Source organism: Ruegeria sp. SAZD011, assembly GCF_059612545.1.
Genome location: NZ_JBXWQU010000023.1, coordinates 15097 through 34194, shown reverse-complemented (window position 1 = coordinate 34194; position 19098 = coordinate 15097). Strand labels below are relative to the sequence as shown.

At 65.4% G+C, this 19098-nt stretch carries 16 protein-coding genes; 3 read left to right on the top strand and 13 right to left on the bottom strand.

Annotation, left to right across the window (positions count from 1 at the left end):
• Positions 1-110: 110 nt before the first annotated feature.
• A complete protein-coding gene (locus AC2FLM_RS11825; RefSeq protein WP_496858115.1) occupies positions 111-809 on the bottom strand; it encodes a corrinoid protein in 699 nt (232 codons plus the stop codon).
• A 268-nt stretch (positions 810-1077) separates the two neighbouring features.
• Here AC2FLM_RS11825 and AC2FLM_RS11820 point away from each other — a divergent pair, with 268 nt between their 5' ends.
• Positions 1078-2166, top strand: a complete 1089-nt coding sequence (locus AC2FLM_RS11820; protein ID WP_496858113.1) for a PA0069 family radical SAM protein — start codon at positions 1078-1080, stop codon at positions 2164-2166.
• Positions 2167-2179: 13 nt separating this feature from the next.
• Here AC2FLM_RS11820 and AC2FLM_RS11815 read toward each other — a convergent pair whose 3' ends face one another.
• The 3 genes from AC2FLM_RS11815 to gltX form a co-directional block, all read right to left on the bottom strand.
• Entirely contained in the window at positions 2180-3361 is a 1182-nt protein-coding gene (locus AC2FLM_RS11815) for a hypothetical protein (RefSeq protein ID WP_496858111.1), read from the bottom strand.
• Positions 3362-3698: 337 nt separating this feature from the next.
• Positions 3699-4994: a citrate synthase gene (locus tag AC2FLM_RS11810; RefSeq protein WP_234217940.1), complete on the bottom strand. Its 1296-nt coding sequence runs from the start codon at positions 4992-4994 to the stop codon at positions 3699-3701.
• 123 nt (positions 4995-5117) lie between these two features.
• Positions 5118-6524 (bottom strand): glutamate--tRNA ligase, encoded by a 1407-nt coding sequence (gene gltX / locus AC2FLM_RS11805; RefSeq protein WP_496858109.1) that lies wholly within the window; start codon positions 6522-6524, stop codon positions 5118-5120.
• An 81-nt stretch (positions 6525-6605) separates the two neighbouring features.
• Here gltX and AC2FLM_RS11800 point away from each other — a divergent pair, with 81 nt between their 5' ends.
• On the top strand, positions 6606-8648 hold the full coding sequence (locus tag AC2FLM_RS11800; RefSeq protein ID WP_496858107.1) for a ComEC/Rec2 family competence protein: 2043 nt from the start codon (positions 6606-6608) through the stop codon (positions 8646-8648).
• Here the strand turns inward: AC2FLM_RS11800 and lexA are convergent.
• The 6 genes from lexA to AC2FLM_RS11770 form a co-directional block, all read right to left on the bottom strand.
• Positions 8642-9337, bottom strand: a complete 696-nt coding sequence (gene lexA, locus AC2FLM_RS11795) for a transcriptional repressor LexA (protein ID WP_496858105.1) — start codon at positions 9335-9337, stop codon at positions 8642-8644. The genes AC2FLM_RS11800 and lexA overlap by 7 nt on opposite strands.
• A 79-nt stretch (positions 9338-9416) precedes the next feature.
• Positions 9417-10586 carry a molybdopterin molybdotransferase MoeA gene (locus AC2FLM_RS11790; RefSeq protein ID WP_496858103.1) on the bottom strand — a complete coding sequence of 390 codons (1170 nt, stop codon included), beginning with the start codon at positions 10584-10586 and terminating at the stop codon, positions 9417-9419.
• Positions 10583-11056 carry a cyclic pyranopterin monophosphate synthase MoaC gene (gene moaC, locus AC2FLM_RS11785; RefSeq protein WP_496858101.1) on the bottom strand — a complete coding sequence of 158 codons (474 nt, stop codon included), beginning with the start codon at positions 11054-11056 and terminating at the stop codon, positions 10583-10585. Before moaC ends, AC2FLM_RS11790 begins: the two co-directional genes overlap by 4 nt.
• Positions 11056-11868: an indole-3-glycerol phosphate synthase TrpC gene (gene trpC, locus AC2FLM_RS11780; RefSeq protein WP_496858099.1), complete on the bottom strand. Its 813-nt coding sequence runs from the start codon at positions 11866-11868 to the stop codon at positions 11056-11058. Before trpC ends, moaC begins: the two co-directional genes overlap by 1 nt.
• Complete coding sequence (trpD, locus tag AC2FLM_RS11775) at positions 11865-12884, bottom strand: anthranilate phosphoribosyltransferase (RefSeq protein WP_234136813.1); 1020 nt, start codon at positions 12882-12884, stop codon at positions 11865-11867. The genes trpC and trpD overlap by 4 nt, the downstream gene beginning before the upstream one ends.
• The gene (locus AC2FLM_RS11770; RefSeq protein ID WP_496858097.1) at positions 12881-13462 is read right to left on the bottom strand and encodes an anthranilate synthase component II; all 582 of its coding nucleotides are present in this window, start codon (positions 13460-13462) and stop codon (positions 12881-12883) included. Before AC2FLM_RS11770 ends, trpD begins: the two co-directional genes overlap by 4 nt.
• Before the next feature lie 160 nt (positions 13463-13622).
• On the opposite strand from AC2FLM_RS11770, the gene AC2FLM_RS11765 reads away from it, so the two are divergent.
• A complete protein-coding gene (locus AC2FLM_RS11765; protein WP_496858095.1) occupies positions 13623-15065 on the top strand; it encodes a divergent polysaccharide deacetylase family protein in 1443 nt (480 codons plus the stop codon).
• 88 nt (positions 15066-15153) lie between these two features.
• Here AC2FLM_RS11765 and AC2FLM_RS11760 read toward each other — a convergent pair whose 3' ends face one another.
• Genes AC2FLM_RS11760 through AC2FLM_RS11750 form a run of 3 tightly spaced genes read right to left on the bottom strand, consistent with a single transcriptional unit; the run spans position 15154 to position 19043 of the window.
• A complete protein-coding gene (locus AC2FLM_RS11760) occupies positions 15154-15678 on the bottom strand; it encodes a HutD/Ves family protein (protein WP_496858093.1) in 525 nt (174 codons plus the stop codon).
• Complete coding sequence (gene trpE, locus AC2FLM_RS11755; protein WP_234136809.1) at positions 15678-17189, bottom strand: anthranilate synthase component I; 1512 nt, start codon at positions 17187-17189, stop codon at positions 15678-15680. Before trpE ends, AC2FLM_RS11760 begins: the two co-directional genes overlap by 1 nt.
• A 9-nt stretch (positions 17190-17198) precedes the next feature.
• Positions 17199-19043, bottom strand: coding sequence for a peptidylprolyl isomerase (locus AC2FLM_RS11750; protein ID WP_496858091.1), 1845 nt, complete (start codon positions 19041-19043; stop codon positions 17199-17201).
• Positions 19044-19098: the final 55 nt, after the last annotated feature.

The following is a 19098-nucleotide window of genomic DNA, read 5'->3' as shown; positions in this document are numbered from 1 at the left end:
GGGAATGTTGGCGGTTTCGTGTCGTCGGCGGAAACGGGCCAAGCGAACCCGTGCACCCAAACGCAAAGGGCCGCCCCGAAGGGCGGCCCTGACTGTACCCGCTGGCGTGCTCAGCCGGCCATGCGGTTATGCTTGCGACCGACGAAATCCTTGGCGGTTTCCACCGCAACGGCGGCATCGCGGCAATAGGCGTCGGCACCGATCGCCTTGCCGAATTCCTCGTTCAGCGGCGCGCCGCCGACCAGAACGATATAGTCGTCGCGCTTGCCCTGTTCGACCAGCGTGTCGATCACCACCTTCATATAGGGCATGGTAGTGGTCAGCAGGGCGGACATGCCGAGGATATCGGGCTCTTCTTTTTCCAGCGCTTCCAGATAGTTCTCGACCGGGTTGTTGATGCCCAGATCGACCACCTCGAAACCGGCGCCTTCCATCATCATCGACACAAGGTTCTTGCCGATGTCGTGAATGTCGCCCTTGACGGTGCCGATCACCATCTTGCCTACGCGCGGTGCGCCGGTTTCGGCCAGCAGCGGTTTCAGGATGGCCATGCCGCCCTTCATCGCGTTGGCGGCCAGCAGCACTTCGGGAACGAAGAGGATACCGTCGCGGAAGTCGGCGCCGACGATGGTCATGCCGCCCACCAGAGCCTTGGTCAGAACGTCATAGGGCGCCCAGCCGCGTTCGATCAGGATGTTGACGCTTTCTTCGATCTCTTCCTTGAGACCGTCGTAAAGGTCGTCGAACATCTGCTGGACAAGTTCTTCGTCGTCGAGTTCCGACAGGATGATGTCTTCTTCTTCCGACATGGCGCAATTCCTCAATCTTGGGCGGGGCGGGCCCCGGGGGTGCCGTTTTTTTCCTTTTTGCCCGAAGGTCACTTTTCGACTGCGTTGATTGCGACATGGGCGGTGTTGCAACCGACCTATAGGATGAAAAATGCCCGAATGATAATGAGTATTGCGCAGCTAGATCATCAATGTCCCGCATATACCTGCTGTCGGACAGGTCGCTTGCGACCAGATCGGCAGCATCTTTCGCCTTGCTGAATGTTCGCTTAATGTTCTAGTTTTGGGCATGCAGACTCACCCCGTACCCCCCTTGATTTCGGCCCGGCCCGTCGGGCGTGGCGCGCGCAGCAACGATGCGGGCCGGTTCGAGCCTCTGGATCGGGTGGCCGAACCTGATGGTTGGGATCGGGAGGAGGATCTGCCGCCGCTCAGGACCCAGGTCTTGCTGGAAACCGCGCGTAGCCTGATCAGCTATAACCGCTCGCCCGATCTGCCCTTTGATCGCTCGATCAACCCCTATCGGGGCTGCGAACACGGGTGTTCCTATTGTTTCGCCCGGCCCAGCCACGCCTATCTGGGCCTGTCGCCGGGGCTGGATTTCGAAACCCGGCTGGTGGCCCGGCCCAACGCGGCCGAAGTGCTGCGGGCCGAGTTGAGCGCGCGCCGCTACAAGGTGGCGCCCATCGCCATCGGCACCAATACCGACCCTTATCAGCCGCTGGAAAAGACACATGCGATCACCCGTGCCTGTCTACAGGTGCTGGATGCGTTCAACCATCCGGTTGCCATCGTCACGCGCGGGGCGCTGATCGAACGCGATCTGGACATTCTGGCGCCGATGGCGGCGCGTGGGCTGGTGCGGGTGGGGATCTCGCTCACGACGCTGGATGCGGGGCTGGCCCGCCGGATGGAGCCGCGCGCACCATCGCCTGCGCGGCGTCTTGCGATGATCCGGGCGCTCAGCGGGGCTGGGGTGCCGGTGCGGGTGATGACCTCGCCGCTGATTCCCGGCCTGACCGATCACGAGCTTGAGGCGCTGCTCGCTGCCGGGGCCGAGGCGGGCGCCGATACCGCCAGTTGGATCATGCTGCGGCTGCCGCGCGAGGTGTCGCCGCTGTGGCAGGAGTGGCTGGCCGAACACGCGCCCGCCCGCGCGGCCAAGGTGATGGCCCGCCTGCGCGAGATGCATGGCGGGCGCGACTATGACCCGCGCTGGGGTCACCGGATGCGGGGCGAGGGCGAGTATGCCCAGATGATCGCGAAACGGTTCCGCGCCGCCTGCAAACGCATCGGGCTGGCGCAAGAGGCGCCAGCCCTGAGATGCGATCTGTTCCGGGTGCCCCCGCAGCCCGGCGATCAGCTGAGCCTGTTCTGAGCGGGCAGGGTGCTCAGTAGGTCTCGACCAGTTCCGTGTCCTCGACCGGGTCGCTCGCCATCATCTCATAGGCCAGTTCGTCATGCATGGGCTGGGTCATCAGCGCCATGACATCGTTCAGGTAATACTCGTCGTCGCAGATCGGCGGCTGCGGGTCGTCCCCGCACTGGCCGATCAGCTTCAACGAGCCATCGCGGTCATCGCTGCCCTCGTCCCCGACCGAGGTCAGGCGCAACCCGAAATACTCGCCGCTGAAATCCTCCAGGCTCAGCCCGTCGGGATGCGACAGCGTAAAGCTGGTGGCGCGGATATCGTCGCCATGCCCGATGCCGTTCTTGCCAATCGAGATGCCGGCATCGAAGCCGTTTGCAGTCTCGCCCGTCTCGCCATCCTGGGCGCCCTCCATATTGGCACCGTTGCCCAGATCGTTGACCGAACCAGCGTCGAATTTCGATCCCGTGACATCGTCGCCGGTCACCGTCATACCGTCCAGCAGGCTGTCATCGCCAACATTGAAGAACAGGCCGGTGATATCGCCGATCTGCCCCGTCGCGTCGGGATCGTCGCCCTCGAGCACTTCAAGATCGACGCGGATCTCACCATTCTCGAGCTGGGTCAGCACCACCTCGGTGTTGACCGGACCCTCGATGACAAAGGCGCATTCGTCCTCGTCATGGTCTTCCCCGTCATCGCCAGTGTCGCCGGTGCTGTCGCTGACGGTCTTGACGATGCCATTGCCGGTGTCGGAATCCACCACCGCGGCCAGGCTGTCGAGGTCGATATCCGAGATGCTGAGTGGCCCGTTCTCGGACCACATGGTGAAATTGGCGGCGCTGACATGGCCTTCGGTCGAATCCGGGGTTGTCCCGAACTGGATGCCCGCATCATAGCCTTCGACCAGCTGGGCGCCGTTGCTCAGGCTGTCGACGGCATCCGGGTTCAGCTGAACATCGGTGACCGGCGACCATTGCGTGCCTTCGTTCTCGGCGGGCCAGATATGCAATCCGTCCAGTGTCGCATCATCGTTGAAATTGAAGAAGAACCCGTCGAGATCGCCCACCTCGACCGAAGGGTCCTCTGACTTGATGTCGATGAACAGCCCGCCGTCGGGCTTTTCCACGATGGTGACCAGAAGGCGCGGTTCGCAGCCCAGTGTCACGGTGATTTCTGTTTTTTCGCCAATGGTTCCGGTCATGAAAACCCCCTACTAACCCGCGTTACCAGCCGCTTTCGAATTCCGAAGCCGACGCTACCCGTCACGCCATATTCCCGCCATGAAATTGACGCATTTGCTGCTGGATGGCGGGTTTTGCGGGGTGCGGCGTTTACGAGGCGTCAACGATGTCGCGGGGCGAAACGGATAGCCGAGATTTCCGAAACAGAAACCTGGCGTGGCTGTGGCAGCGCAGGCCGGGGATTCGCATCTGCCCGAGACCTGCCGTCTTCGCGGGACCGGGCCGAGCGGAACCGGCAGGCACAGAAAAACCCCGGCGCAGGGATCCGCCGGGGCTTGAAACCGGATCGACCGCGGATCAGCGGTCTTCGATATCCACATAGTCGCGCGCGGTCGAGCCGAGGTACAGCTGACGCGGGCGGCCGATCTTGTGCTGCGGGTCGGCCAGCTGCTCTTTCCACTGGCTGACCCAGCCCACGGTCCGCGACACGGCGAAGATGGGCGTGAACATCGAGGTGGGGAAGCCCATCGCCTCGAGGATGATGCCCGAATAGAAATCGACATTCGGGAACAGCTTTTTCTCGGCGAAATAGTCGTCGGCAAGCGCCGCGCGTTCCAGTTCCTTGGCAGTGGCCAGGATCGGGTTGTTTTCCACGCCCAGCAGGTCCAGCACCTCGTCGGCGGACTGTTTCATCACCGTCGCGCGCGGGTCGAAGTTCTTGTAGACCCGGTGGCCAAAGCCCATCAGGCGGAACGGGTCGTTCTTGTCCTTGGCGCGGGCGATATATTCGGGGATGCGGTCGGGCGAGCCGATCTCCTTCAGCATCTCCAGACAGGCCTGGTTGGCGCCGCCATGGGCCGGGCCCCAGAGACAGGCGATACCGGCGGCGATACAGGCAAACGGGTTCGCGCCCGAGGACGACGCCAGACGCACGGTCGAGGTCGAGGCGTTCTGCTCGTGATCGGCATGCAGGGTGAAAATCCGGTCCATCGCGCGGGCCAGGATCGGGTCGACATGGTAATGCTCGGCCGGCACGGCAAAGCACATTTGCAGGAAGTTGGCCGCGTAATCCAGATCGTTGCGCGGATACATGAACGGTTGACCGATCGAATACTTGTACGCCATCGCCGCGATGGTCGGCATCTTGGCGATCAGGCGGTGGCTGGCGATCTCGCGCTGATGCGAGTCGGCGATATCGGTCGAGTCGTGGTAGAAGGCCGACATCGCGCCGACCACACCCACCATGGTCGCCATCGGATGCGCGTCCCGGCGGAAGCCGCGGAAGAAATAGTGCATCTGCTCGTGGATCATGGTGTGGCGGGTGATCGTGCTCTCGAACTTTTCCAGATCGGCCGCGGTCGGAAGCTCTCCGTACAGCAGCAGATAGCAGACTTCGAGATAATGAGATTTCGCGGCCAGCTGGTCGATCGGATAGCCCCGATGCAACAGCTCTCCGAGCTCGCCATCGATATAGGTGATGGTGCTGTCGCAGCTGGCGGTCGAGGTGAAACCGGGATCATAGGTGAACACGCCCGCCTGGCCATAGAGTTTGCGGATGTCGATCACATCCGGGCCTGTCGAGGGCGAAAGGATTGGCAAATCGTAGGATTGGCCGTTCAGGCTGAGCGTGGCGGTTTTCTTGTCTTCAGTCATCGATTTCCCTTCCTCATGGCAGGCACGGACACGGGCGGAGTCCCACGCATCGCATGCGTCAGGGCCTGCGCACAGCCGCGCAAGCCCAGGTCTTAACCGCGCAACATTGCCTGATCGTGAATGTCAGGCTGCGTTCGCCGCGTCCCGGAGACGGGCCAGACTTTCGTCCCGGCCCAGCACCAGCATCATGTCGAATACCGAAGGCGTCACGGCCCGTCCGGCAAGCGCGGCCCGAAGGGGCGCGGCAAGCTTGCCGAACTTGGTTCCATGCGCCTCGGCAAAAGCGTTCAACGCTTCTTCCAGACACTCTCTCGTCCAGCTAGCATTTTGCAACTGCGGCGTCAATTCTGTCAGTATACCATCGGATACACTGGTCAGGGCCGCCGCTGCCTTCTCATCTGGCTCGATCGGGCGAGTGGAAAGGATAAATGAAGCTTTTTCAAGCAGTTCAGGGAAGGTGCGTGCCCGGTCCTTGAGGCAATACATCGCACGTTCCAGATCACTGGATTGTGTGTCGGTAAGAGCTGGAAGATCTGCTGCCGCAAGATAGGCCTGAATCTCATGCCGCAACGCAGCGTCATCTGAGACGGCAATGTGCTGACCGCTCAGATTTTCCAGCTTTTTCAGGTCGAACCGGGCAGGGGATTTGCCGATTCCATCCAGATCGAACCATTCGCGCGCCTGCGCGTCGGTAAAGAACTCGTCGTCGCCATGGCTCCAGCCCAGTCGCGCCAGATAGTTGCGCATGCCGGCGGCGGGATAGCCCATGGCCTGGTATTCCTGCGCCCCCAGCGCGCCGTGGCGCTTGGACAGTTTCTTGCCGTCGGGTCCGTGGATCAGCGGGATATGAGCCCAGACCGGAACGTCCCAGCCCATCGCCTGATAGATCATCATCTGGCGGGCGGCGTTGTTCAGATGGTCGTCGCCCCGGATCACATGGGTCACGCCCATGTCGTGGTCATCGACGACCACCGCCAGCATATAGACCGGTGTCCCGTCCGAGCGCAGCAGCACCATGTCGTCGAGCTGGTCGTTGCGGATGGTCACATCGCCCTGCACCCGGTCGCGGATCACGGTTTCGCCGCTCTCGGGCGCCTTGATGCGGATCACATAGGGCCGGTCGGGATGGGTCGCCGGATCGGCGTCGCGCCAGGGACTGCGGAACAGGGTCGAGCGTTTCTCGGCCTGGGCGGCCTCGCGAAAGGCCTGGATTTCGTCCTGCGTCGAGAAGCACTTATAGGCCTTGCCCTGGGCCAGCAGCTCCAGCGCCACCTCGGCATGGCGCGGCGCGCGCTCGAACTGGCTGATCACCTCGCCGTCATGGTCCAGCCCCAGCCAGGCCATGCCCTGAAGGATCGCCGCCGTCGCCTCGGGGGTTGAGCGCGCCCGGTCGGTATCCTCGATCCGGAGCAGGAACTTGCCCCCGCGCCCCCGCGCGTAAAGCCAGTTGAACAGCGCCGTGCGGGCGCCGCCGATATGCAGGAAACCGGTGGGAGAAGGGGCAAAGCGGGTGACGACCTGATCCGGCATAAGGGCAATTTACCTTTTGGTAACCGTGAAGGGGCTAGGGTTCTGCGGTCTGTCTAACGAGCCGGACGAGTGGGAGCAAGCATGCGCGTTCTGCCACGGATCGAGGCCGCGCTGCTGGCGCAGCGGGGGTATCTGTTTCCCTGGGTGCCGGTCTGTCTGGCGCTGGGGATCGGTGGCTATTTCCTGCTGCGCGTTGAACCGGGCCCGATCCACTATGCTCTGATCGCCGGGATTGGCCTGTTGCAAGGCCTCTGGGCGCTGCTCCGTCCCGGTGCCTGGTCGCCGCTGGGCTGGGCGCTGGCGCTGATCGCGGCGGGGTTTGTTCTGGCGGGTGCGCGCGCGCATTCCATTGCCGCCCCTGTGATCGAGGGGCGCTATTACGGACCGGTCGAGGGGCGGGTGGTCGCGCTGGACCGGTCCGCTTCGGACAAGCTGAGGGTGACGCTGGATCAGGTGCGGCTGGATCGCTGGATGCCGGCAGGGTCGCCGCGCCATGTGCGGATCTCACTGCATGGTGACGAGCGTGTGCCTGAACCCGGCAGCCGGATCATGACCACCGCCTATCTGTCCCCGCCGCAGGGGCCGGTCGAGCCGGGCGGGTTCGATTTCCGCCGCCATGCCTGGTTTCAGGGTCTGGGCGCGATCGGATATACCCGCGTTCCGGTGCTGCTGGCGCGTCCGCCAGACCGGGCCGAGCGTGACATGAGCGTGTTCGCCCTGCGCATGGCGGCCTCGGTTCATATCCGCGCCCGGCTGCCGGGCGATGTGGGCGGCTTTGCTGCCGCTGTCACCACCGGCGACCGTAGCGGCGTGAGCCAGGGCGCGCTTGATGCGCTGAGGGCCAGCAATCTGGCGCATCTTCTGGCGATCTCGGGCCTGCATATGGGGCTGCTGGCGGGGTTTGTCTTTACCGCGCTGCGGGTGGCACTGTCGCTGATCCCGCCTTTGGCGCTGCGCCTGCCGGTGCGCAAGCTGGCCGCGCTTGGCGCTTTGACAGTGGCAGCGGGCTATCTGGCGCTGTCAGGCGGCAATGTGGCGACCCAGCGTGCCTTTGTGATGGTGGCGGTGATGCTCTGCGCCATTCTGGTCGACCGGCGGGCGCTGTCGATGCGGGCGGTGGCAATGGCCGCGCTGATCGTGCTGGTGCTGCGACCCGAGGCGTTGCTGGGCCCGGGCTTTCAGATGAGTTTTGCCGCCACTGTGGCGCTGGTCGCGGTGTTCGGCTGGCTGCGCGAGGCCGAGATCGGGTTGGGGCCGCGCTGGCTGAATCCGGTGGTGGGGGTGGTGATTTCCTCGGCTGTGGCGGGGCTGGCGACGGCGCCGATCGGGGCTGCGCATTTCAATACGCTGGCCCATTACGGGTTGGTGGCCAATCTGCTCTCGGTGCCGCTGATGGGGCTGGTGGTGATCCCGGCGGCGGTGCTGGCGCTGGTGCTGGCGCCGCTCGGGCTCGACTGGATCGGGCTCGAGCTGATGGGGCTGGGCCTGCGCTGGATCCTGGGCGTGGCCGATTGGGTTGCGGGGCTGGAGGGCGCGCGTGGCTACGTGATGCGGCCCGATTGGGTGGTGCTGCCCATTCTTTCGCTCGGCGCGCTCTGGCTGGTGCTGTGGCGCGGGCGGGCGCGGTTGGCGGGCGTGCCGGTGATGGCGGCGGCCTTCTGGCTCTGGTCCGGGGCCGAGCGGCCCGGCGTGCTGATCGCCGATACCGGTGGGCTGGTGGGGGTGATGACCGAAACGGGCCGCGCGCTGAGCAAGCCGCGCGGTGCGGGCTTCATCGCTGGGGTCTGGCTGGAAAACGATGGCGACGGCGCCGACCAGATGGCGGCGGCGGCGCGCTGGCCCGGAGCGGATATGATGCGACGGATAAACGTGGGTGGGGTCGAGATCGTGCATGTGACCGGCAAACGCGCGGCGCAAAGCCTGAGCGGCTGCGTAAAGGCGCAGCTGATCGTCTCGGCCGTCCCGCTTGCGGTGAGCGGACCTTGCGAGGTCTATGACCCCAAGCGGCTGGCCCTGACCGGCGCGCTCAGCATCGGACCAGAGGGAATGGAAAGCGCCGCACGCCTGGCTGGGCGGCGCCTGTGGAACGGCGCCGCGCATCGGACCGCAAACGCGGATCAGTAGGTGCGGATCAAGCCGACCAGCCGGCCTTGAACCCGCACGCGGTCCGAGGGCAGCACGCGGGTCTCGTAGGCCGGGTTCGCGGCCTCGAGCGCGATACTGGCGCCACGGCGATAGAAGCGTTTCAGCGTCGCCTCGCTGTCATCGACCAGCGCCACCACGATATCGCCATTGTCGGCGGTCGAGGCCTCGCGGATCACCACCACGTCGCCATCGTTGATCCCGGCCTCGATCATCGAATCGCCCTTGACCTCAAGCGCGTAATGCTCGCCCTGGCCGACCATGCTGCCGGGGACCGCCACCTGATGCGAGACCTGGCTGATCGCCTCGATCGGCACACCGGCGGCGATGCGGCCCATCACCGGCAGTTCCAGCGCGTGGATGGTCACCGGTTCCGCATTGGCGGGACGCGGCCGGTCGGGCCGGTCGCCGTCGATCACGCGGGGCTGAAAGCCCACCGTGGGTTCGCCACCAAGGCTTTCGGGTAATTTGACGATCTCGATAGCGCGGGCGCGGTGGGCGAGACGGCGGATGAATCCACGCTCCTCCAGTGCGGTGATCAGCCGGTGAATGCCCGATTTCGAGCGCAAATCCAGCGCCAGCTTCATCTCGTCAAAACTGGGCGGCACACCATCCGCTTGCAGTCTTTTGTGAATGAATTCCAGCAGATCGAGTTGCTTCTTGGTCAGCATTCCCCATACCTCTCCGGTCACGCGTTTACATTTGTTCTACGCATGTTCCTGTTTTGTGTCAACAATCCAGGTCAGAGGATCAGATCGGGACGTATCGAACCCGCTCGCCGGCGGCGCGGGCCGGGTCCTCGGGCGGGCGCATCAGCAGCGCGTTGGCCTGGGCCAGGATCGACAACAGGGAACTGTCCTGATCACCAAAGGTGGCGATCTGCCCATCGTTCACCCGGGCACGCATGTAGTGTTCGCGCGGTCCGTTGGGCCCGAGGGGCGCTCTCAGCACGGCCTCGCACAGGCTGATACCCGGATCAAGGTCGAGCATCCGTCGTAGCATGGGAAGGATGAAGATGTATCCGCAAACCATTGCAGAAACAGGATTACCCGGAAGGCCCACCATCGGCATGTCACCGATCCGGCCCGCCATCAGCGGTTTGCCGGGGCGCATCCGCACCTTGTAGAAAGCTTGTTCCATCCCGAGAGCCCCGGCCACCTGAGCGACCAGATCGTGATCACCCACCGAGGCACCGCCGATGGTGATCACCAGATCGGCGCCGCGGGCCAGTTCAAAGGCGGTGGTCAGCGACGCGCGGGTATCGCGTGCGATGGGCAATACCCGGACCTGCGCGCCATTGGCCTCGAACAGGGCATTGAGACCGAACGTGTTGGACGCGATGATCTGATCGGGGCCGGGTGTTTCACCGGGCATCACCAGTTCATCCCCGGTCGAGATCAGGGCGACCACCGGGCGGCGCCGTACCGGCACGCGCGGGATGTTCATCGAGGCCAGCAGCGCCACATCCTCGGGCCGCAGGATACGCGGCGCGGCAAGGGTCTGTCCGACCCGGAAATCGACGCCAGCCGGGCGGATATTGGGCTTGTCACCGGGCGCGTCCGTGATGGTGACCAGGTCGCCGGTGCGGTTCACATCTTCTTGAATTACAACGAAATCCGCGCCTGCTGGCACTGGCGCACCGGTAAAGATACGCACCGCCTGACCCGGGCCCAGTTCGCCATCGAACCGATGCCCCGCCGCGGCCTCTCCAATCACCTTGAACATGGCGTGACGTTCGACCTCGGCGGATTTCACCGCATACCCGTCCATCGAGGCGGCGGCAAAGGGCGGTTGATCCCGTGTCGCGGCAACGTCGTGTGCCAGAACCCGGCCTGCCGCGTCCGCCAGCGGTGCCTCTTCGGCGCCAAGCGGTTCCACCAGGTCAAGCAGCAGCGCGCGGGCCTCTTCGACAGTGATCATGTCGCCTCGTAACGCCCTGATTTACCACCGTCTTTCAGCATCACGCGGATGCCGCCGATCTGCATCGCCTTGTCCACCGCCTTGACCATGTCATAGACTGTGAGCGCGGCGGTCGACACCGCGGTCAGCGCCTCCATCTCGACACCGGTCTGGCCGGTGGTGCGGACCGTGGCGGTGATGCGAACGCCGGGCAGCTCGGGGTCCAACGTCAGGTCGACCGCGACCTTGGTCAGGGCCAGCGGATGGCAGAGCGGGATCAGATCGGGTGTTCGCTTTGCGCCCATGATGCCCGCAAGCCGCGCAACCGCCAGCACGTCCCCCTTTTTCGCGCGTCCCTCTGCCACGATATCAAAGGTTTCCGGTGCCATGCTGATGTGACCCTCGGCCACGGCCACACGATCGGTCACCGCCTTGTCGGTGACATCCACCATATGCGCATCGCCCTTGGCGTCGAAATGGGTCAGGCTCATCACATCGCTCCGGGCATCAGCGGATCGGCGAGTAGGGTGCGGGTTGCCTCGGCCACGTCGTCCTGGCGCATCAGGCTTTCGCCGATCAGGAAACAGCGGGCGCCATAGCGCGCCATGTCGAACAGGTCGGCGGGCGTGTTCAGCCCGCTTTCACAGACGATGATCCGCTCTGGCGGCACCAGTTTCGACAGTTTGCGGGTGGTATCCAGCGTCGTCTCGAATGTCTTGAGATTGCGGTTGTTGATACCGATCAGCGGGCTTTTCAGGCGCTCGGCGCGTTCCAGTTCTTCGGCGTCATGCACCTCGATCAGCACATCCATGTTCCAGTCGAACGCGGTCTGTTCCAGTTCCTCGGCCTGGGCATCGTCGACCGAGGCCATGATGATCAGGATACAATCCGCCCCCAGCGCACGCGCCTCGACCACCTGATAGGGATCATACATGAAATCCTTGCGCAGCGCGGGCAGGTTGCAGGCGGCGCGCGCGGCGGTCAGATAGGATTTGGCGCCCTGGAAACTGGGCGTGTCGGTCAGCACTGAAAGGCACGTCGCGCCGCCCTCGGCATAGGCACGCGCCAGCACGGGCGGGTCGAAATCGGGGCGGATGAGGCCCTTGGACGGGCTGGCCTTCTTGATCTCGGCAATCAGGCCATAGCCCTGGCGCGTGGCCGCAATCAGCGCATCGGCAAAGCCGCGCACCGGATCCGCCTCGCGCGCCTCGGCCTCGACCACCTCCAGCGGTTTGGCGGCCTTGTCGGCGGCGACCTCTTCCAGCTTGTAGGCCTTGATCTTGTCGAGAATCGTATCGGTCATCTTGCGTCCTGTGTGATGCGGGAAAGAGCCTCGACCTTGGCGCGGGCCTGGCCGCTGTCGATGCTCTGGGCGGCGAGGGCGACACCCTCGCGCAGGTCGGCGGCGCGGTCGGCCACCACCAGCGCGGCGGCGGCGTTCAGCAGCACCGCGTCGCGATAGGCCGAGGGCGCGCCATCCAGCAGCGCGCGAAACGCGGTGGCGTTTTCCTCGGGGGTGCCGCCGACGATCGTCTCGAACGGATGGACGGGCAGGCCCGCATCCTCGGGATGCAGCTCGACCTCCTTGACGGTGCCATCCTCGAGCGCGGCGACCCAGCTGACCCCGGTAATGGTCAGCTCGTCGGTGCCGTCCGAGCCATGCACCAGCCAGGCGCGCTCCGAGCCCAAGAGGCCCAGCGTCTCGGCCATGGGCCGGATCAGCGCGCGACTGAAAGCGCCGGTCAGTTGCCGCTTGACCCCTGCCGGGTTGGTGAGCGGCCCGAGAATGTTGAAGATGGTTCGGGTGCCCAGTTCGGCTCGGGTGGGCATCACATGGGCGGTGGCCGGGTGATGCATGGGCGCCATCATGAAGCCGATCCCGGCCTCGTTCAGAGCCTTTTCAACCACTTGCGGGCCAACCATCACGTTGATGCCCATCTGGCTCTGCAAATCGGCGGTACCGGATTTTGAACTCAGGTTGCGGTTGCCGTGCTTGGCCACCACCACGCCCGCGCCCGCCACGACAAAGGCGGTGGCGGTCGAGATGTTCAGCGTGTTCTTGCCATCGCCACCGGTGCCGACGATATCCATCGCACCCTCGGGCGCACGCACCGCGTTGCATTTGGCGCGCATCACGGCGGCGGCGGCGGCGTATTCGTCGACCGTTTCGCCGCGCGTGCGCAGCGCCATCAGCAGGCCGCCGATCTGGCTGGGCGTTGCCTCGCCATCGAACAGGATGGTAAAGGCCTGCTCGGCCTCGGCGCGGGTCAGCGAGCGGTCGGCAGCGGCACCGATCAGCGGTTTCAGCGCATCACTCATGCCGGTACCTTCATCACGTCGAGGAAATTGCGCAGCAATGCGTGCCCATGTTCCGAGGCGATGGATTCGGGGTGGAACTGCACCCCATGGATCGGCAATTCCTTGTGTTGCAGCCCCATGATGGTGCCATCCTCCAGCCAGGCGGTGACCTCGAGACAGTCAGGCAGGCTGTCGCGCTCGACCACCAGCGAGTGATAGCGGGTCGCCTCGAACGGCGAGGGCAGGCCTGCAAACAGACCTTTTGCGCTGTGATGCATCTGACCCATCTTGCCATGCACGATCTCGTGGCAGCGCACCACCTTGCCACCAAAGGTCTGTCCGATGGTCTGATGCCCCAGGCACACGCCCAGCAATGGCGTGCGGGTCTCGGCGGCGGCCTCGGTCAGTGCAAGGCAGATGCCCGCCTGATCAGGGTCGCAGGGGCCGGGGCTGAGCAGGATGCCCGCCGGGTTCAGCGCCATCGCCTCCTGCACATCCAGCGCGTCGTTGCGGCGCACCTCGATCTCGGCGCCAAGCTCGCCCAGATAGTGCACGAGGTTGTAGGTGAAACTGTCGTAATTGTCGATCAAGAGCAGCATCTTGAGCCTTGTCCCGTCGGGTATTAGGGGCTGGTGGCACGGGGGCCAGCCAAGGTATAGTAATCGCGCCCCTACATGTTCAGTCTTGCGCGGCAGCGTCAAGGGCAGACGGGGCGAACGGGCAAAAAGTCGAAGCAGGACCAACAAGAGGCGTGAGGATATGGGCGGATTCATCGGAGGACTACTGGCCGGGGCGGTGTTGGTCTTGGCGGCGGCGGCCTGGCTGTCGCTGACGACACCTTTGCCGCAGCGTCCCGAGGTGGCGGCAACACCCGCGGCGGCGGAACCGGCGGCGGAACCTGCCGAGGACGGGGGAATCGCGGCCCCCGGTCGTGACGCCGATCTGGTGGAACTGGCGCCGCGCCAGCCCGAGGCGGCGCCCGGCGCCGAAACGCTTGGCGCCCTGGACGAGGCCGACCGCCAGCCCGCCGACAAACCGCAGGTGGGCGGCGCGACCGATGCCATCGACCGGCCCGAGGGCAGCGAAACCGCTGCCGTGCAGGTGCCGGGGACGGGTGCCGGTGTGACCCAGCCGCAACTGGCGAGCCCCGCCGCTCCGCAGGATCGCAGCGAACCCGAGGTGAATACCGAAGCCCCCGCGCAACCCAACGTGCCCTCGACCAGCGTGACTGCCGAGGTGACCGCGCCCAGCCTGCCGGAGGCCGCACCAGAGCAACCCGTCGTCGCGACCGATCCGCAGGTGTCCCAGGAAGGGGGAAGCGTGACCGAGGCGCCCACGACAGACAGTGCACCAGCGCCGGATACCGCAACGGCGGCGCCCGCAGTGCCGCAGGAAGAAGAGAAGCCGCGCATCGCCGCCCTGCCGCAGATCGGTGGGGCCGAAGAGGGCGCGACACCACGCGTCGGCACCCCTGTGGTGCCGCTGACAGAGCGCGACAATGGCACCGACGCCCCGACCGAGGATGGCCCGCGCCCGATCGAGGCCTATGCGGCGACATTCGAGAACCCCGAGGACAAGCCGCTGATGTCGATTGTCCTGATCGACGATGCCGAGGGGCTGGGCAGTGAGGCGTTGCGCGATTTTCCCTATCCGTTGACCTTTGCGCTGGATCCGGCGGACCCGCAGGCCGCCGAGAAAATGGCCCGCCACCGCGCCGCCGGGGTCGAGGTGATGCTGATCGCCGATCTGCCCGCCGCCGCCAGCGCGCAGGATGCCGAGGTCTCGATGGCGGTCTGGCTGAAGGCGCTGCCCGAAACGGTGGGCATCCTCGAGGGCACCGGCACCGGCATCCAGGGCAACCGGGCGCTGTCCGATCAGGTCACCGCCATTGTCGGTGGCAGTGGGCGCGGGCTGCTGACCCAGGATAACGGGCTGAACACGGTGCAGAAACTGGCCGCGCGCGACGGTGTGCCCTCGGCGGTGGTGTTCCGCGATTTCGACGGGGCCGGACAAAGCCCCACGGTCATGCGCCGGTTCCTCGATCAGGCGGCGTTCCGCGCCGGGCAGGAGGGCGCGGTAGTGATGCTGGGCCGGCTTCGGCCCGACACGATCTCGGCGCTGTTGCTGTGGGGGTTGCAGGACCGCGCCAGCCGGGTGGCGCTGGCGCCGGTCTCGGCAGTGCTGACACGCGATCCGGGCTGAGGCCGGTAGGTGTTGCCAAAAGGAGCGCCTGCGGCGCGCTCTTTTTCTTGTGCGCCTCCGGCGGGAGTATTTGCGGCGGAATGAAGGGTCAGGTTTGGCGTGAAATCGCAACGCCAAGCGCCAGGGCGTCTGGGCCGAGCTTGAGGGGCGTCTCTCGGGCGAGCAGGATCTGGCCTGCGGCTATGGCGGTTGTTTGACAGCTTGCCGTGCCGCTGAGGAGATAGAGCGCGACTTCTTCGGGGGTGGCGGCAAGGGTACGCGTCCCGGTAAGAACGCTGACCGAGCCGCTTACCCGGCGGGGATCGAAGATCAGGTTCAGGTTGCGCACGGGACCGTCGGGCAGTCTTCCGGTGATCGGGAGATCGCCCGAGAAAGGCAGGGGGGCGCCAAGTTGGGCCCGCAAAACGCGCCCGTCGGTGTGCAGTTCCATTCCGCTGCCGTGGACCACGGTCAGAATACGCATCTGCCCGGGAAACACCGAGAACGGACCCTCGGCGGTAACCTCGGCCAGGCTGAGCCGCCAGTGCCCGGGCTCTCCGGCGATCTCGCGCGTCACGCCGCCGCCGTTCTTCCAGGGAACCGGGGGCAGGCTGCGCGGATCGAGCAGGTGCATCAGCTGTTGCGCGATCCGGTGAACCGGGCCGCATCCGCCGCAGCGCGGCGGATGGCGTTGGATTTATGCACCGTTTCCATGAACTCGGCCTCGGGGTCGCTGTCATAGACCACGCCGCCGCCGGCCTGGATATAAAGCTTGCGGTCCTTGACGATGGCGGTGCGCAGGGCGATGCACATGTCCATGTCGCCCCCGGCGCTGAAATACCCCACACCGCCGCCATAGATACCGCGCTTTTCCGGCTCCAGCTCGTCGATGATCTCCATCGCGCGCACCTTGGGGGCGCCGCTGACCGTACCGGCGGGCATGCCGGCAAAGAAGGCATCCAGCGCGTCCTTGTCCGGGGCCAGCTCTCCGACCACGTTCGAAACGATATGCATCACGTGAGAATAGCGCTCGATGATGAATTTCTCGGTCGGGCGCACGGTGCCGATCTTGCTGACCCGGCCCGCATCGTTGCGGCCCAGATCGAGCAGCATCAGATGTTCGGCAAGTTCCTTCTTGTCGGCGAGCAGATCGGCCTCGTTGGCGCGGTCCTCTTCCGGGGTGGCGCCGCGTGGGCGGGTGCCCGCGATGGGGCGGATCGTCACCTCTTGCCCAAAGACGCGCACCAGGATTTCCGGGCTGGCACCGACCACCTGAAAGCCGCCGAAGTTGAAATAGAACATGAAGGGCGAGGGGTTGGTGCGCCGCAGCGAGCGGTAGAGCGCAAAGGGCGGCAGCGGAAATTCCTGCGTCCAGCGCTGTGCCGGGACCACCTGAAAGATGTCGCCCGCACGGATGTAATCCTTGGCCTTTTCGACCGCCGCCTTATAGCCCTCGCGGGTGAAGTTCGACACCGGCGGCGCGACCTCATGTGCCTCGCCCAGATCGCGGGTCTCGGCGGGCATGGCGCGTTCCAGATCGCGCACCGCATCCATCACCCGCTCAGCCGCCTGGGCATAGGCGGCGCGCGCCGATTGGCCGTCGCTGACCCAGGCGGGCGAGACAACGGTGACCTCGCCCTTGACCCCGTCGAGCACCGCCACGACCGAGGGGCGCATCATCACAGCATCGGGCAGGCCCAGCGGATCGGGGTTCACATCGGGCAGATGTTCGACCAGCCGCACCATGTCATAGCCGAGATAGCCGAACAGCCCGGCCGAGGCCTGCGGCAGATCCTCGGGCAGCGCGATGCGGCTTTCGGCCAGAAGCGCGCGCAGGTTGTCGAGCGGATTGCCCTCTTGCGGCTGGAACCCATCGGGATCGAACCGCGCCTGCCGGTTCAGCGCAGATTGTTCGCCATGACAGCGCCAGATCAGGTCCGGCTTCATCCCGATGATCGAATAGCGCCCGCGCACCTCGCCCCCGGTCACCGATTCGAGCATGAAGGCGTCTTTCTGCGCGCCTGTCAGCTTGAGCATCAGCGACACCGGCGTGTCGAGATCGGCGGCCAGGCGGGTATGAACGACCTGGTTCTCGCCCGCCTCATAGGCGCGGGCGAAGGTTTCGAAATCGGGTGTCAGCGCCATGGGGACCCCTTATTGAAAGCTGGCCTGCACCGCGTTCAGCGCGCGCTGGTCCAGGGTCGGCTGTGCCCGTGTCTGGGCGTCGCGGACATAGATGTCGAACAGGTTCTGTGCCAAGGCCTGGCTCATCTGTGCATTCAGCGCCCGTTTCATCTGGGTCAGCTCGTCGGTATCGGCGGGCGGCAGTTCCTCTTCCAGCCGCACGATGAACGCGGCCTCGTCGCCCGCGATCACCTTGAGGTCGCCGGGCCTCATGGCAAAGACCTGCTCCATGAAGTCAAACGGCGTGCCGTCGATGAAGGCGGTGCGGGTCAACCCGTTTTCCACCCGATGCGACAGGCCGGTGGCGGTGAAATCGCCATCGGTGGCGAGGCTTGTCACCACGCTGGCGGCCTTGTCCTGAAGCGCGCGGCGGGTGGCGTCGGCGGTCCAGGCGGCGACCACGCGCTCGCGGGCGCTGTCGAGCGGTTCGGGGCGTGGCTCCAGCTCTTCGTCCAGGCGCAGGGCAAAGACGGCGCCGTCTTCGAGAAAGCCGATTTCGGGGAAATCGCCCTCGGCCACCTCGGTCGCGGCCTCGCGGAACCCGGCATAGGCGGCGACCCCGTCCGAGCTGTCCTCGGTCCAGTCGATCTGACCCAGTTCCATGTCGGTATCCTGCGCCAGCTCTTCCAGCGTGGCGCCACCGGCCAGCATGTCGTTGAGGGATTCGGCCTGTGCCTCGATCAGGCGGCGGGCGCGTTCGCCGGCAAGCTCGTCGCGCAGTTCGGCCTCGACGCTTTCAAAGGCGGTGATGCGGGCATCGAGCGTGCCGTTCACGCGGAACAGCGCGGGGCCCAGATCCGAGGGCAGGGGGCCGACCACATCACCGACCTCGGCGGCGAACACCGCCTCGGCGGCGGCACCCAGATCCTGTGCGGTCAGGTCTCCCATGTCGACGTCGGTCAGCGAGAGACCGCGCCCCTCGACCAGCTGTTCGAAGGTGGCGCCGCCGACCTCGACCTGGGCCATGGCGCTTTCGGCGCTGGCCTGATCGGCAAAGACCAGACGTTCGACCAGGCGACGCTCGGGCTGCTGGTAGTTGCTTTCGCGTTCCTCGAAGAGACGGCGCACCGCGCCCTCGTCCAGCTCGACCCGGTCGAGCAGCATTTCGGGTGTCAGCAGCGCATAGGTCAGCCGCTTGCTGCGCGGCAGCATGAACTGGTCCTGATTTTCGGCGTAATAGGCCTCGACCTCGGCCACATCGGGGGTGGCAACCGGGGCGTCCAGTGACCTGGTATCGACGGTGGCCATGGTAAAGCTGCGACGGGCGCCCACGAACTGCGCCAGCGTGTCGGCATAGGTATCGGGCATGACCAGCCCTTCCATGATCGCGCCCTGCACCAGGGTACGCGCCGATTCGCGGCGCAGATCGGCCTCGAACTCGGCCTCGCTCAGCCCGGCATTGTCCAGCGCATAGCGATAGCCCTCGGGGTCGAACTTGCCGTCGACGCCCTGAAAGGCGGGGATCTGCACGATCTCGCGGCTCAGGTTCTCGTCACCGATCGAGATACCCAGTCCGGCCACCTCGTTATCGAGCGCTGCAATCGCCACCAACCGCGCCAGCACGGCCTGGTCGATACCCAGATCGCGCACCTGGCTCATTTGCAGGGGTTGACCGGTCTGCGCCTCGATGGCGCGGATCTCGCGTTGCAGCTCGCGGGCGTAGGCGTCGACGCTGACCGTCTGCTCGCCCACCTGCGCCACGGTGCGCACCGTGCCGCTGAGGTTGACGGCGCCGAAACCGGCAAGCCCCGCTATCAGCAGACCCATCAGGATCCAGACAAAGGTCTTCGATAAGCTTTTGACACCTGCGGACATGTCGCCCCCTTGTTTCGGCTGGATTGCGGCGATTTCGCCTTGCCCGTTCGTTTGT